Below are 15,963 nucleotides of genomic sequence, written 5' to 3'. Positions count from 1 at the left end.
AGGCGGTCAGTAACGCGGTCGATGCGCACCAGGCGGTCGCCCGAGCTCACATAGCGGGAAACTAGAGTGCCGTTCGAAAACTGTGCACGCAGTAGCCATCTCGCACACTCTTGAGAATGGTCCTGAACAACAGTCCAGGCACCCAGAGCACACCGAAGTCGCGTGCGCGGCCCACGATCGAGATCGGATCGCCGTTGTGCTGATAGCCGTTGCCAAGAAACAAGTATTCAGGCTGAGGCTCACGCAATTTGAATTCACTGCCGAGGGCGGTGATGGCTTCGTAAGCCTTGCCCATGTGCTTTTCAAAGAACGTTCTGTTCATCAGGTCGCAGATCAGGGTGTGCGTCGGCAGCGCTTCGCGCAGCGCTTGCAGCAATTCGATTACTTGCACGCGTTTTAGATACATAAACACCCCTTCCATCACTATCAAGGTGTTCGCGCCAGGATCGCAGACACGCAACGCGGTGACCAGTTCGTCGTTGTCGAACTCCACAGCGATGCGCTGCAAGGGATTGGGGCAGTCCCGCTCCGGCAGCCGAGCATTTTTGTGCTCGATGATCGCTGGTTCATCGATCTCAAACCAGCGGCCGCCAGCGATCCGAAATGCGCGGCTGTCGAAGCCGGCACCAATGTTGACGATCTGCAGATCCGGATCTGCCTTCAGATGCGCAGCGATCTCATCCTGAAAGATCCGCGACCGCACCACGGTGCTGACGTTTTGTCGGGCCGAACCGTGGAACATCGCAAAGATTGCCCGACCTTCGTCAGTCAAGAGATCGTCGGCGTAGATGTCGGCGCATATCGATCGCGCCGACCGCGCGTCTACGGCGCGCATGCCACAGCAGTAGAAGGCGGTCCTCGATACGGGGGTCAAGCCTGGTCTGTTTGCGGTTTCAATGCTCACCTGGTTGCACCTTTCACGAGCCCGGAGACTGCCGAAGCCACAGAAATGTCAGGAACTTCCGCAGATCCTGGGACGATGCATCGCGGCCACCAAAACCAGCGGCCAAGCAAAGCAATCAGCGACGGCAGGATGAAGCTGCGAACGACGAGGGTGTCCAACACCAGCCCGACGCCGATCGTGGTGCCGATTTGCGCGACGCTCAGTACGCTGCTCGACGCGAGCGCGAACATCGTTATCCCGAACACAAGTCCGGCGGTTGTCACCACACCACCCGTGGCGGCGAACGCTCGGACGATACTGATACGTAGCCCCGCGCAACGTTCTTCGCGGATGCGTAACGCCAAGAGCAGGTTGTAGTCGGAGCCGACAGCTACCAGCGCGCCGAACGCGATCGGCGGTACCGCCCAATGCAATTCATGACCAAGCAGCTGCTGCCAGATCAACGCGCTCGCGCCAAGCGCCGCGGCGTAAGAAATCACGACGGTGCCGACCACCACGAAGCCGGCGACCGGGCTCCTGAGCAGTAGCGCAACGATCGCGAAGACAACGATCAGCACTGCGGCCGCAAGCAGTGTGACGTCGCCGCGCTCCAGGACCTGAAGGTCGTGGGTGGCCGGCCCGACGCCCGCCAGCTCGACGTCGGTCGGCTTGAAGGTGCCCTCCTTGGTCGACTCCCGGATTGCGGACTTGATCTCACGAACACGTTGGGCGCCTTCGCTTCCCCACTCGTGACCCTCGCCGTAGACCAGTAGGACGGTGGCACGTCCGTTTGGGGAGATGAAATCGTCCAACACTTCGCGCAAGAGCGGGTCCGTCATGGCTTTGCTGGAGACGTAGTAGCCGGTACCGGGGCTGCCCTGGAAAGCGTCGGCCAGGTCGTGCAGGTATCCGGACAGTTGTCGTATCGGCGAGCTGACGCCGTCGACAAGTTGCTTCAAGCTTGCCGTCGCCGTTCGGGCCCGCTGCAGTTCAACGGCGAGGCTGTTCAATACGTTTGGTAGCTCAGCCAACCCGGCTTCGGAGGTAGCAGACCCGGTGGCGAGCTGTCCTGCGCTGTTGGTCAGCTGCGTGGAGCTCTCGACGACGATGTCCGCCCACTGCACCATTCCTTGGACATCCGCACACAATGGGTTCGTCGAGCAGTTCGGTATTTGGGTGGTGAAACTTCGCAAGGGATCCAAGTTCTGCGAGACATCGTCGATGGTGCCCGCAAGCCTGGTCATCGCGTCGTGCATCCGCGCGGCGGCCGACGTCACCTCGCCAAGTCCGGCGGCACCGCGGTGCAGTCCGCTCCGAAACCCATCCAGCGCCGTTGACATTTGACCGAGTGAGGCGTCCAGGTCATTGAACGTCGCCTGCCGCGAGTTGAGCTGTTGGAGGGCATCGTCCAGCCGATCGCCAATGGTTCCCGCTTGGGCGGTCAGGGTAGCTTCCTGCGGAACCGTCCCGTCGGGACGACTCGCTGACTGCACCATGCGTACACCCGGAATTGCCATAATCGCGCTGGTGATTCGTTCGACAGCAACCAGGCCCGCGGGGTTGCGGATGTCGTGATCCGTTGCGATGGTGACGACGTCGGGCAGCAGTTGATTGGGGGCGAAGTGACGATCGACCGCCTGGTACCCGCGGTTGGATTCAGCGTCGGCAGGGGTTGACGCGGTTTCGTCCCAACCAATATGTAGCCCGCACAGCGGAATCGCCAGCGCAAGTATCAATGCGCCGCTGGTTACCAGTATCGGCCCCGGCCACCGTGCCACCGCCACCCCGATGCGTCGCCATCGGCGCGCTATCGCAGGACGTTGCGGCTTGAGCAGACCCCGGCGTTCCGCGACCGCGATCAGTGCCGGTGTCAGCGTCAGCGCTGCCAGCATGGCAGTGAGAACACCTACGGCACACGCGATTCCGTTGGTGCGAAAAATGCTGATACGCGCAAATGCCAGGCACCCGAATGCTGTGGCCACGGTCAGCGCCGATCCCACAATTACTGGCGCCACGCCCCGGTGGGCGTCTGCTAGCGCTTCCGCCGGGGCGACATGTTGCCGGCGCCGTTCGTGGTAACGCCCGAGCAGGAAGATCCCGAAGTCGGTGCCGGCGCCGAGAATCACACCGGCACCCAACGCAATCGACAACGGTGAGACCTCAATGAGGTTGTGATCGCCGAGGATGGCGAGGATCGGCCGGGCCACCGCCAACGCCAAGCCGACCGACACCAGCGGCACCATCGCGGTGACAAGGGATCGATAGACGATCAGCAAGAGAACCAGGAGCGCCACGGCCGTTGCCGTCGTGATGGTAAGCGTCTGCCTGTCGATAGCCCCGAACTCGTCCACGACGGTAGCGCCAGGACCCGTGACATAGATGTGCAGTCCGTCAGGTGGATTCAGCCGTGCCACGATGCCGCGCATGGCGGTTATCGACTGTCTGGCTTGCGACGTGCCGATCATTCCCGATGGACGTACCACGGCTATCGCCACGTTGTGGTCGTTGCTCACCGCAGATTCCGAAGTAGCCGGGGTGCCCCACCAGTCCATGACCTCGCTCACATGGCGCGAATCGCTGCGCAACGCTGCGATCAGCTGATCGTAGAATTTACGGTCACGACCATTGAGGGGCGCGCCGCGTTGCAGGACCACGTATCCGATGTTGTCGGTGGCCTTTTGAGAGAGTGCCACTGCGGATCGTTGCACTGCAAGCGAACTCGCAGCATCGGCAGGCAGCAGTGGCCGCTCGCGGGCGGCGACCACCCGTTCCAGTTGCGGGACAAAGGTGTTCGCCACCCCGGCAACCAGAACCCAGGCGACGATGACCCATAGCGCGTAGCGATGGCTATATCGTGCGAGCGCGGTGAAGGCATTGGCCATGCTCGCGGCTCACATCGTGAGAGCGGCACCGACGTCGGTGGCTAATGCAACCACCTCCGCGACCAGGTCGGCTGTTGTTACCAATTGCTCCTGGCTGTGCTCGCTTGTGACGAAGAAGCGCAGCCGTTCCTGCCCCGGGCCGACGCCCGGAGCTGCCACCGGGCCGACGTAGACGCCGCGTTGCAGCAGCAGCGAAGACGCGTACAGCACTTGAATCTCGCCCGGCACCAACACCGGTACGATCGGTGTGCCCTCTGAGAACCCCAGGTTGAGATTGCGCTCGCGGAGTGCGGCTGTGAATAGCTTGGCGTTGTGCCACAGCTGCGAAACCCGCTGAGGCTCGCTGTCGAGCACCTCGAGTGCCGCAAGTGCGGCTGCTGCGGCACTCGGTGGCGGTCCGACGGTAAGGGTGGCCACAGGCGAGGTGTGCAGGGCTTGAATGATCTCGGCACTACCGGCAATGAACCCGCCGCAACTGCCCAACGCCTTGGACAGGCAGCCCATCCAGATGTCCACGGCGTCGCCGGGCAGTCCAAAGTGTTCACGTACGCCGTGCCCGTGGGCGCCAAATACCCCTATCGAGTGCGCCTCATCCACCATTACCGCACAGTCGAATTCACGTGCAACTGCTGTGATCTCGGGAAGCCTCCCGACGTCACCGTCCATGCTGTAGTGGCCCTCGATGACGACGAGTACCCGGTCGAAACGCTCGCGCGACATGCGCAGCACACCCCGTAAGGACTCCGGGTCGTTGTGGCGGAACGTCATGCTGCGCGCACCAGCCCACCGCGCACCGGTGACCACACTCGAGTGGATGAGCGCATCCGCCACGACGGCGTCGCGTTCGCCGAGGAGGAATCCGATAACTCCGGAATTCGTGAGGTATCCACTCGTGGCGATGATGGCCGATTCCACGTTATAGATTTCAGCCAGCCTGCGTTCCAGTCGAGGGTAGATCTCGATCTCCCCGGACGTGATGCGGCTGGCCGAAGCCGAGGCGCCGTACTGGCCTACCGCATCCTGAACTGCCTTAATGACTTTCGGGTGGTGCGCCATGCCAAGGTAGTTGTAGTTGGAGAAATTGGTCGTGGCCCCGTAGGGACCTTCGATGACGGAGGTGTTGGGCCCTTGCCTCGGGATGAACAACGGATTCGGCATCCCGGTCAGCTCGCCCATCGCCAGCGCGCGCGCCGCCCGCTCGCGGGCGCCGACGACACCCGGCTGATCGCCGAACGGTCGGCCCGTGTCGCGCCGCGGCGTGCCAACTTCTGGCGGCGCCTTGACGACTGGGGTCACCTCTGCCGCCGACGCCGCCGTGTCGGTGCCGTCTGAATTGGCGAGCAAACTGCGGGCGATGTCGCGCGCGGAATTGCTTGTCAGACCTGCGGTCATGCTGCTGCGGCTCCAGTTCCCGTGGTGATGACTTCGGCGATGTGCGATCCCGCCTGCCGAAGGTCGAAGGTGCGTCCCATTTGCAACGTGGCCAGATGCACACCAAGCGCTTGACTGGCGCGGGCACCGAACTCCACGGCCATGAGTGAGTCCAGGCCGAGTTCGGTTACCGGGATGTCGATCTCGATCGACTCGGCCGATACACCCATGACGGCGGCCAACTGTTCCGCGAGCATGTACGCCACCACCTCGCCGCGCTTGCCCTCGTCGAGCGCGGCCAGGTTGGCGCGCAGGCGTTCCCCGGTCGAATTCGCGTCGGCCGCGGCGGAAACGAGCGCGGCGGTGCGTAGCAGGTTCCGTAAGTGACCTACCGTGGCGTTCACCTTGGACCAGTTGATCGGGATGATCGCCGCTTGCGTGATGCCCAATCGCATGGCCGCTTCCAAATAGATTGGGCCGTCATCCATGTCGATCGGATCAAAGCCGGCGGCATTGAGATACCGCGCGGCGGTTTCGTCGGAGGCCATACCGCCCGCCAAACCGGACATGTGGCCCCAGCCGATGCAGATCGCGGACTGCCCTTGGCGGACGATCTCCTCGGTAAGACACTGCAACGCGAGATTGGCCGCGGTGTAACTGAATTGCCCCATGGTGCCCAACATCGAACCGCCAGAGGAGTAGAACGCGAACTGGTCAAGTGTGATACCAGCCTCGGCGACGGCCGCCCACAGCGCGCGAGCCCCCTCGACCTTGGCGTCGTAGACACGCTTGAGGCTTTCCAGTTCCAGATCAGCGACCCGCTGATCGGCAACGGCACCCGCGGTATGGAAAATGCCACGCAACGGGCGCTCGGCGCGGTGGCTGCGGCGCACCAGCGCGTTCACCGCGTCGGCGTCGGTCACGTCGAGCAATTCCTCGGTGACCTCGATCCCCACTGTCCGCCACTGCGCCAGTTGCTTTTTCGCTATCTCTGTTGTCGCGCCGCTCCTGCCGACCAGGATTAGGTGTCGGGCGCCGCGCCGGACCAGCCAGCGTCCGGTTGCCAGTCCGAATCCGCCGTATCCGCCGGTGATCATGTAGGCGGCTTCGGGGTCGGTGACGACCTCCTGCCAGCTGGGCCGCACCGGTGGCGCAACGTCGTTGAGCCGCACCGCAACGCGTCCGGTCCGGTCGGAGCGGAATACCTCCTCGCATGCCCGGGCTAGGTCCGCGGTGCCGAAAACCTCCACCGGCAGCGGCTGGTAGGTGCCGTTGCTGAACTTTTCGCAGATGCTGGTGATCAGATCCACGAAGCCCGCCGAGTCGTGAGCCAGCATTCGGTCCATGTCGATCGAGAAGTAGCCGACGTTCTTGTCGAACGCCGCCAAATCCAAAGTGCCACCTTGGTAGATGTCGGCCTTGCCGACCTCCACGATGCGGCCGAACTCGGCGACCGCATCGAAGTTGTGGCGCAGGATCTCCCCTGGCGCGCTGCTGATGATCACGTCGGCGCCGCGGCCGTTGGTGATCTCGTACACGTCCTCGACGAAATTCAGCGAACGTGAATCGATCACATGGTCAGCGCCGGCGGCCAGCGCATAGGCACGGCGTTCATCGGTGCGGGCGGTACCGATAACCGCTGCGCCGCGGGCCTTGGCGACCTGAATCGCAGCCGATCCCACGCCGCCGGCAGCACCATGAATCAGCACCGTCTCACCCGGCTGCAATCGCGCCAAGGTCAGCAGCGAACGCTCGGCAGTGAGAAACGCGGTGATGCTGGTGCAGTGCTCGGGACGGATGCCGCCGTGCCCGGAGGCCGGCAATAGCTTCCCGCACAACGCCGCCTCGGCGAGGTGATACCGGGTCAGCATGCCCTTGGCTGCGGTGATGACAACGTCTCCAACCTGCGGCTCGCTGACGTCGGGTCCGACGCGGGTCACCACCCCGACGCCTTCCATGCCCAGCTCAGTGCCGAAATGTGTTGGCGCCAACTCTCGTTCACCTAGAAGGCCGAGCACCTTGATGGCGTCCTTATAGTTCAAGCCGACGACCTGCATGTGCAGCTCCACTTGACCGCGGCCCGGGGACCGCCGAGGGCAGCGCCGCCAACCGAGTTCGGACATGATTCGCGACTTTGGAACCTCGACAGTGAAGTTTGCTTCCGGGTCGTGGAGCGGCTCGATCTTGGCCATCTCGCCGAGCCGCTGCGGCAGCGTACGCATAATGACGGGGGTGAACCGTAAACCGCTGCGCAACAGCACTTCATCGGCCATGTCGTTGCTGAATGCGCCGGGCACCAGCAATTCCGAAACAAGGTCGGCCATGTTGGTGTCCGGGTCGACGTCAATCAGACGCCAACGCAACCGTGGCTGCTCGCCGACCATGACGCGCCGTGCTCCGGCCAGGCCGGCATGACTGGGGTTGGGCACCGAAACATCGGTATGGTGGGCAAACGCTCGTTCGGTGACCAGGCTGACATAGAAGGAGTCGTCGCCAACCGAACCGTCGCCGAACACCGACTTCTCCTCGGATCCCGCGCCCGCCTGCTCGTCGAGAAACCTCTCGGTGGTGATGGCGATCCGTTGCAGCGCCCACAGCGCGCCGGTGTCGTCGGTGATATGCCCCGCAACGACACAGACATGAAGTCGCGGACGATGCCGTGATACGTCCCAGAGCTGTTGCATGAGTTGGGCTTCGGCATCTGCCTCAAGGCCCACAACGGCAGTCCACTCGTGGTAGGTGGCGTGCGGCAGGTTGTCGCACAGTTCCTGGGCCCGCGGGTGCGGCCCGTCCCCAACTGCCACCACCAACGTCGCCGTTTGCTCAGCGGGCACCAGCGCATCGAGGCTGAGCGGATCACGTAGATCCCAAACCTCTTCGTAGAAGAGCGGATCCATGTGGTCCAGCACCCCACGTCCGGGAGTGATGGAGCCGAATCGAACGCCGACAATCTGCATGCATGCGCGTTGTTCGGTGTCGAGGATCACGATGTCGGCGCACATCGGATCGGTGACGTGCCGGCGGGCGATCACGGTCACGTCATCGGTGAATGGAGCGAAGGCACGGATCGCGTCGACCGCGATCGGCACCACGGTTCCGTAAGTGCGACCAACGGCTTGGTCAATGAGTGGAGCCACGGTTTGCAACGCAGCATCAATGACGCAAGGATGAGCCAAGTGCCTTGTCACGTCGGACTCTGGCCGTGCGTCCACGGTGGCGACCGCCTCGATGGCGCTGGCGTGTAGCGACCGGATGCGCTGAAAGTTCGGGCCGGTGGTCAGTCCTCGAGTACCCAGAACCGCGTAGAGCGCCGCCGGCGCGATCTCCGTCATGTCGCGGGTGTCGGGGACGGAATGTTTGGTGACCAGGTAAGTTCCGTCAACCAGGCGGCCGGTGGCGTGGACCGTCCACGCCGTGTTGGCGGCGGCGCGAGAGCGAATGGTGAACCGGCGACTCGGTTCATCGAACTCGGTGCGCAGTATGGTGCCGTCTGCAGGGTCGACAATTAACGGCGCGACGAACCGCACATCTTCGGCCGTCACGGTGTTGGCTCCGGTGCGCGCTGCGGCGGCGCTCAGCGCGGCATCCAGATACGCTGCGCCAGGAATCAAGCAGGCGCCATTGACAACGTGATCCGCGAGCCACGGCAGCGATTGCCCACTTACTCGCAGTTCCCAGGCGAGCCGGTCATAGAGGTCTGGGTCGCCGAGCATCGAGTAACCGTCGGGGGTGCCGTACTTGGCTTGCACGTGTTCGGGTAGCTCTTGGTGCAAGAGTTGTCGCTGCCAGGGGTAGTGCGGAAGATGGTAATGCGCAGCGGGTTTCGTGAACAGGTCGGCTGGGTCCAGATGCCCGGCCACGTACAGTCCGGCGATCGTTTGCCGGATGCTTTCAGCGTCCGCGCGGTTACGATCCAGGGTTGAAACCGTGGTGCCCGATTCGCCTTCTGCCAGCAAGATTTCGCGAATGTTCGCTGACAGGACGGGGTGTGGGCCGACCTCAACAAAGATGCGGTGTCCGGCACGGATCAGTGTCTTGACCGCATCGGCGAATCGCACGGGTTGGCGTACGTTGTCGCACCAGTAGTCGGCATCCCAGTTGGTGGCGGCTTCGCCGGTGACCGTGGAGTACAGGGGGACGCTTGGTTGTTGCGGTGCGATGTCGGCCAGCATGGCCCGCAGTTCGTCGAGGATTGGGTCCATTCGCCGGCTGTGATACGGCACTTCTACCCGCAGTATCCGAGTGAAAACGCCACGCTCACTTAAGCTCTCGGAGAGGCTTTCCAAGCTACGCGGATCGCCGGCCACGGTCACCGACGACGGGCTGTTGATTGCCGCAATGTCGACTTCGGTGTATTCGTGCAGCAGCGGTCGTATCTCGTCGACGGGCAACCCTATTGCGAGCATGCCGCCGGTACCCGCCGTCGTCGCCTGCAGCCTCCCGCGGTGGTGGGAAACCCGCAGCGCGTCGTCCAATGACAGCATCCCGGCGACATACGCCGCGGAGACCTCACCGACGCTGTGCCCGACCACAACGCTCGGCGTGATTCCGAACGTGGCGAGTTCATGCGTGAGTGCCACCTGGACAAGGAAATTCGCCGGCTGCGCGATTGCCGTTGAAGCAATCTGTGACTCGTCCTCCGGGCGCAGCAGTTCTTCGATGATGGACCAGCCGGCGATAGCTTTGAACACGTTGTCAATGCGAGCCGCTTCCGAGGCGAACGCGCCACCGGCGTTAAGCAGGTCACGGCCCATCGCCCACCATTGCGGGCCCATACCGGAGAACACGAACACCGAACCGGCAGAGCGGCCCACCACCGATCCGACGGGGGCAGCGCCGGACGAGATCTTGCGCAGCCCCTCGGCGAGATCCGCGGGATCAGCGAACGCAAGTCCGGCACGATAGCGGTGGTGCGCCCGGCGCGTCCATGCCGCCTCGAGGAAGTGGTCAAGATCCGTCGTAGATTCCAGCAACTCGGCGTACGTACCGGCCAGCGCACGTGCTGCGGCCTCGCTACGCGCCGAAAGCGGAAACACGTTTGTGTTGGGGCGGCTCGACGCCTGGGGAAGCGGCGTCCGCGAGGCTGATGAGCTCTGCGGTTCGGTGAGAATTGCATGTGCATTGGTGCCGCCGTACCCAAACCCATTGATTGCGACCGTCATCCGCTCGACGTCGGCACCAACCTTCTCGGCCTCGAGCTGGACCGCAATCCGCAGATCGTCGAACGGAATGTCGGGATTGGGATCCTCGAACCAGCCTTGTGGCGGCAGTGTCCGGTGGTAGACGGCTAGCGCGCCTTTGATCACGCTGGCGACGCCGGCGGCCGCCTCGGTGTGCCCCAAGGTCGATTTCACCGACCCCACCGGAAGCGGTTCGTTGCGCCCTTCAACGGCGCCGTATACCCGTCCGAGCGCGCGCAACTCCACCGGATCACCGACCGGTGTTCCGGTGCCATGCGCCTCCACGTAGGTGACCCGATGGGGGGCGATGCCGGACCGTTCGCACACCGAACGCGCCAGTGCCTCTTGGGAATCCAAGCTGGGAACGGTGATCGCGGTCGTTCGGCCGTCCTGATTGGAACCGGTGGCTTCCACGACCGCGTAGATCCGGTCCCCATCGCGCACGGCGTCGTCGAGCTTGCGGAGCAGGACCATCCCGGCTCCTTCGCCCCGGCCATAGCCGTCGGCGGAGGCCGAGAACGACTTGCAACGTCCGTCAGTGGCCAGGAATCCGCCCTTGCACATCGTGACGAACGTTTCCGGCTGCAGCATCATGTTGACCCCGCCAACCAGTGCCATTTCGCAATCACCGATGGAAATCCCCTGGCACGCAAGGTGGAACGCCACCAGTGACGACGAGCACGCGGTGTCGACGGTGAGCGCGGGCCCCTTCAGGTTAAGCGCATACGCCAGTCGATTCGACAGCATGGTGAACGACGCGCTGGCAGCCGAGTGCATGTTGACGTGGGCCAGGGCCGAGCCGGAAACCGCGTTGATCACGTGATCGGTGGTAAACGCGCCAACGTAAACACCGACCGGCCGGCCCGATACCCGGCCGGCCACGCCGGCGTCGTCGAGCGCTTCCCACGCGACCTCCATGATCAGTCGCTGCTGTGGATCCAGGGTCGTTCCTTCGCGCGGCGAGATGCCGAAGAAGTCTGAATCGAACTGCCACGGATCGCATTCCAAGAATGCGGCTCGCTTGGTGTACATCCGTTCGGCGGCGCGCTTGTCCGGGTCGTAGTAACGCCGATAGTCCCAACGCTCGGCCGGTATGTCCACCACACCGTCGCCCTTACGCACCACAAAGTCCCAGAACGACTCCGCGGAATCGATCCCGCCGGCGTACCGGCACCCGATCCCCACAATTGCGATACGACTCACTACCGACACTCCTACGATAATTGTTTTGGCATAAGGCTTTTGACGCTGAGCGCCACCCGGCCACCGGGGGACTGACTACTTGCACCGCGGGATCTCAACCACCGGGTACGCCAATGACGTGAGGCTGCATTGCACACGTTGTCATATGCATTCGTTGCGATACGCAACTGTTGCCTATGTAATCACTCGATTGGTTATATTAGGACGCGGCTAGCCAGAACGCAAGAGGCTTGTTAGCCCAGCAACAAGTTGTTTGCGGTCCGCCAGGTCAGAAGGTCTGGCGATAGCGCGCTACACGGCGACCGCCACCGCTACTGTGGCCCGGTAACCCAGTGCGCTGCGACATAATTCAACATCTGCCGTCATTGGCCGAATGTGGTCGGCCAAGCCTGTCGACGCGGCGCTTCTCGAATGCACCGTGCCTAGCAATCACGCAGCTGATCAAACCGAGCGGTCAGGCCGTCGCTTCCCTGAGGGCCGTCACGTCCACCGGCTCGAAGACAAACACGTAACGTGCACCCCCGCGCTTGAGGTAGGTGTCATGCGCGGGCCACATTGTGATAAGGCTCGGCATGTTGCGGTCCATCTCTTCCCGCGTGGCAGGCCTAGCCAGGTAGCTTGCGGCGGTGCCCTCGATCTCGATGCGTGCCCTTGGATCAGAACGCAGGTTCTTGGGCCAGCCGCTGGCGGCTTCTAGGCCGAGGTTCTCGCAAGCCGCGACCACGTTCTTGCCGTCGAGTACGTAGAACACCGGAACCGTCCGCTGTTTGCCGGTCCTGTTGCCAGTCGTGGTGAGCAGCATCGTGGGCAGTGCGCGCCCCATCACCGATAGCCGGCCCCGAGTCACTCGCAGCAGCGCCAGGTCGAATTTCGAACCAATGTGCTTCACATACAGCGAGAACCAACGATAGTGGCCCAGCCACCGCATCATGCGGACATAAAGGCCATAGAGCCCGTTCACCGTCGCACCGGCGTGCGATCCGCGCTCAATATCATTCATCCTGAACTCACTTCGTTCCAAAAGGGGTTAGCAACTCCGCCAGTGTTGCTATATGCAACTATTGCTGTATGCAGGCGTAGGTTGCGCTATCGTAGGTTGCGATTTGCTAAAGAGCAAGCGTCCCCCGCCGACGTAGCGATCTCGGGCGGCGGGTCGACCTCGTCGTCGGAGCCAACCAGGTCGAGCTGCCACCACGCAACGTCGTGATCCCCGCAGCGCTGGCGATCCTGCGCCATGTAGACGCTCGTCTCTGCCGACCATCGGTATGCGGCGCGCGAATTGAACTGGTGTGCATAAGCGTAACCGACGACGGCTCCTTCCACCTCGAGGACGAGCCATTCGTGCAGTACCCGGGGCAGCGACGATGCGCGCCGTCATTTCCTCGACCGTCGGCACCTCGGTCTCGAAGGTGATCACGGTATCCAGCACATACGGGCGATAGATCCCAAGGCAGCCAGCGGCATCATCCGTGGTCGCCGAGCGGACACGCATCAGCCAGCAACGGCGTTCAGTTGCTCGCGGGTGTCGTCGTCGAGCTCGATTTCCGCGACGGCGAGGTTCTCCTCCAGGTGCTGTACCGACGAGGTACCCGGGATCAGCAACACATTGGGTGCCACACTCAGCGTCCACGCCAACGCGATCTGAGCCGGCGTACGGCCCAATTGTGCGGCCGCCCGCCGAATCACGTCGTTCCCCAACACCGGGTTCGATTGCACGAATGCCGATCCCAGTGGGAAGAACGGCACGAAGGCAATGCCACGCGCCGTGCATTCGTTCAGCACCGGAGTCGATGCTCGGTGGACTAGGTTGAAAGCATTTTGCACGCAGGCGATTTCGGTACGCTGCAACGCGTGCAGCAGCTGCTCACGGGTGATTTCACTGAGCCCGATACCGTCGATCAGCCCTTCATCGCGGGCCGCGATCATCGTCGAAAGCTGGTCGTCGAACAGCTGATCCGGCCCCTCGCCACCCATCAGTCGTAGATTGACCACCGCCAACCGGTCGACGCCGAGGGTGCGGAGGTTGGCTTCCAGATCCCGGCGCAGGTCGGCGGGTTCGGTGACCGGCAGCCAGGCGCCGGCCTCATCGCGGCGCGCGCCGACCTTGCTCACCAGCGCCAGGTTCTCCGGATAGGGATACAGCGCCTCCCGGATCAGTTGATTCGCGACATCCGGCCCGTAGAACTGTGCGGTGTCGATGTGGTTGACGCCGAGCTCGACGGCCCGTCGCAGCACGGCCAGCGCAGCGTCGCGATCCCGCGGCGGTCCCATCACACCGGGACCGGGCAGTTGCATCGCGCCGAAACCGATGCGGGCCACCGAAAAGCGCCCAAGTGGACCAAACGTAAAGGAATCCATACACGGAGACTAGCGTCGAATCATGAACACGTTTCAAGCGTTGGTGGCGCGCCAAGAGCGCGACCGGATAACGGCATCGGTCGAGACACTCACCGAGTCCGACCTGCCGCCCGGAGAGGTGACGATCCAGGTGCTGTATTCCAGCGTCAACTTCAAGGACGCGCTGGCGCTGACCCCGGGCGGCGGCGTGGTGCGCAACTACCCCCCAACAGGGCTGGTGCCGGGCATCGACCTGACCGGCCAAGTCGTCGAGTCTCGGTCATCGGACTTCGCGGTCGGAGACAGCGTGCTTGCCCACGGTTACCAGATCGGCACCGGCCACCACGGCGGCTACGCCGAATACGCGCGGCTGCCGGCCGATCAGGTGGTGCCGCTGGGCGCGCTCAGTCCGCGTGACGGCGCGGCGATCGGGACCGCCGGCTTCACCGCCGCGATGAGCGCGCAGGCGCTCGTCGACTGGGGCATCAAGGCCGACGCTGGCCCCGTTGTCGTCACCGGCGCCTCCGGCGGCGTCGGCTCGGTCAGCGTGGATCTACTGGCCGGCGCCGGCTACCAGGTGGTGGCATCGACCGGCAAGGAGAGCGCAGCTGAACTACTGAAAGCCCTTGGCGCCGCGGAGGTCATCGGGCGGCTGCCCGCCGATCCCGACGCCAAACCGCGGCCACTGGCCAAGGCGCGCTGGGCGGCCGCGGTGGACTGCGTAGGCGGTGCGACGCTGGCGGATGTGCTTAGCGCCGTCGACTACCGCGGTGCGGTGGCCGCCAGCGGGCTCACCGGTGGCGCGAGCCTGCACACCACGGTGATGCCGTTCATCCTGCGCGGCGTTGCATTGCTGGGCATCGATTCCGTGCAGCTAGCCATCGGTCCGCGACGGGAACTGTGGGCACGGCTCGGCGATTCGTTGCGGCCGCGTCATCTGGACGAGATCACCTCCGAGGTCGACGTCAAGGACGTTGTCGGTGTGCTTGACCGGGTGCGTGCCGGGGCGTTCACTGGCCGGGCTGTGGTGCGGGTCGCCGGCGGATTCTGAACCGGAAGTACGCTGTTGCGCATGCGCGCGGCACGGGTGACTCGACTGGATGGTCCGGACACGGTTGAGGTGGCCGAGGTCGATGAACCCACCGGCGAGGGCGTCGTCGTCGAGGTACACGCCGCCGGGGTGGCTTTCCCCGATGCGCTGCTCACCCGCGGCCTGTACCAGTACCGACCGGAACCGCCGTTCGTGCTCGGGGCCGAGATCGCCGGCGTGGTTCGCACTGCGCCGTCTGGCGCCCATGTGCAAACCGGTGACCGAGTCGTCGGCCTGACCATGCTCACCGGTGGCATGGCTGAGGTTGCGGTGCTGCCACCCGATCGGGTGTTCAAGCTGCCCGACAACGTCAGCTTCGAATCGGGCGCTGGCGTGCTATTCAACGACCTGACCGTCTATTTCGCGCTGACCGTGCGCGGCCGATTGCAACCGGGCGAGACGGTGCTGGTGCACGGCGCCGCCGGAGGGATCGGCACTTCCGCGCTGCGATTGGCGTCGGTGCTCGGGGCGTCCCGCGTCATTGCGGTGGTCAGCTCCGAGGAAAAAGCCCAAATCGCAACCGCCGCCGGGGCAACCGATGTGGTGCTGGCCGAGGGTTTCAAGGACGCGGCCAAGGAGCTAACCGGCGGCCGCGGCGTCGACATCGTGGTCGACCCGGTCGGCGGTGACCGGTTCACCGACTCGCTCCGCTCGCTCGCGCCGGGGGGACGCTTGCTCGTCATCGGTTTCACCGGCGGTGAAATACCGACCGTGAAGGTAAACCGGCTGTTGCTCAACAACATTGACGTGGTTGGTGTCGGCTGGGGCGCCTGGGCCGGGACCCACCCCGGCGCGCTGACCGAGCAGTGGGCCGCACTCGAGCAGCTGCTCGCCGCGGGCAAGCTGTCCCCGCCCGAGCCGGTGGTCTACCCGCTCGAGGAGGCCGCCACCGCGATCGCATCGCTGGAGAATCGCAGCGCCAAAGGGAAAGTCGTGCTGCGCGTTCGCGATTAGCCCCGGAGGCGTCCGCGACACTAACACCACACACAAGACACGCCGCGGAGCGTGTGCGTGGCT

The 15,963-nt window shown here is 64.0% G+C and carries 8 protein-coding genes; 2 read left to right on the top strand and 6 right to left on the bottom strand.

Translation table 11 applies throughout. The features are described 5' to 3' along the window. Nucleotides 1–61: 61 nt before the first annotated feature. The 6 genes from AADZ78_RS07150 to AADZ78_RS07125 form a co-directional block, all read right to left on the bottom strand. Complete coding sequence (locus AADZ78_RS07150; RefSeq protein WP_139828604.1) at nucleotides 62–904, bottom strand: class I SAM-dependent methyltransferase; 843 nt, start codon at nucleotides 902–904, stop codon at nucleotides 62–64. After that, on the bottom strand, nucleotides 901–3,765 hold the full coding sequence (locus AADZ78_RS07145) for an RND family transporter (RefSeq protein WP_085249785.1): 2,865 nt from the start codon (nucleotides 3,763–3,765) through the stop codon (nucleotides 901–903). The genes AADZ78_RS07150 and AADZ78_RS07145 overlap by 4 nt, the downstream gene beginning before the upstream one ends. A 9-nt stretch (nucleotides 3,766–3,774) precedes the next feature. Beyond that, the gene (locus AADZ78_RS07140; protein WP_085249784.1) at nucleotides 3,775–5,157 is read right to left on the bottom strand and encodes an aminotransferase class I/II-fold pyridoxal phosphate-dependent enzyme; all 1,383 of its coding nucleotides are present in this window, start codon (nucleotides 5,155–5,157) and stop codon (nucleotides 3,775–3,777) included. Beyond that, nucleotides 5,154–11,519, bottom strand: coding sequence for a type I polyketide synthase (locus AADZ78_RS07135; protein ID WP_085249783.1), 6,366 nt, complete (start codon nucleotides 11,517–11,519; stop codon nucleotides 5,154–5,156). The genes AADZ78_RS07140 and AADZ78_RS07135 overlap by 4 nt, the downstream gene beginning before the upstream one ends. A 454-nt stretch (nucleotides 11,520–11,973) precedes the next feature. Then, nucleotides 11,974–12,519 (bottom strand): nitroreductase/quinone reductase family protein, encoded by a 546-nt coding sequence (locus AADZ78_RS07130; RefSeq protein WP_239655233.1) that lies wholly within the window; start codon nucleotides 12,517–12,519, stop codon nucleotides 11,974–11,976. Between the two features lie 491 nt (nucleotides 12,520–13,010). Next, complete coding sequence (locus AADZ78_RS07125) at nucleotides 13,011–13,877, bottom strand: oxidoreductase (protein WP_085249782.1); 867 nt, start codon at nucleotides 13,875–13,877, stop codon at nucleotides 13,011–13,013. A gap of 22 nt (nucleotides 13,878–13,899) precedes the next feature. On the opposite strand from AADZ78_RS07125, the gene AADZ78_RS07120 reads away from it, so the two are divergent. Beyond that, nucleotides 13,900–14,907: an acryloyl-CoA reductase gene (locus tag AADZ78_RS07120; RefSeq protein ID WP_085249781.1), complete on the top strand. Its 1,008-nt coding sequence runs from the start codon at nucleotides 13,900–13,902 to the stop codon at nucleotides 14,905–14,907. A gap of 21 nt (nucleotides 14,908–14,928) precedes the next feature. Continuing rightward, nucleotides 14,929–15,900: an NADPH:quinone oxidoreductase family protein gene (locus AADZ78_RS07115; protein WP_085249780.1), complete on the top strand. Its 972-nt coding sequence runs from the start codon at nucleotides 14,929–14,931 to the stop codon at nucleotides 15,898–15,900. Nucleotides 15,901–15,963: the final 63 nt, after the last annotated feature.

Origin of the sequence: Mycobacterium riyadhense, assembly GCF_963853645.1 — a bacterium.
GTDB classification, from domain to species: Bacteria; Actinomycetota; Actinomycetes; order Mycobacteriales; family Mycobacteriaceae; genus Mycobacterium; species Mycobacterium riyadhense.
Note: the sequence above shows the minus strand (reverse complement) of the source record. Positions and strands in the feature narration are given on the sequence as shown.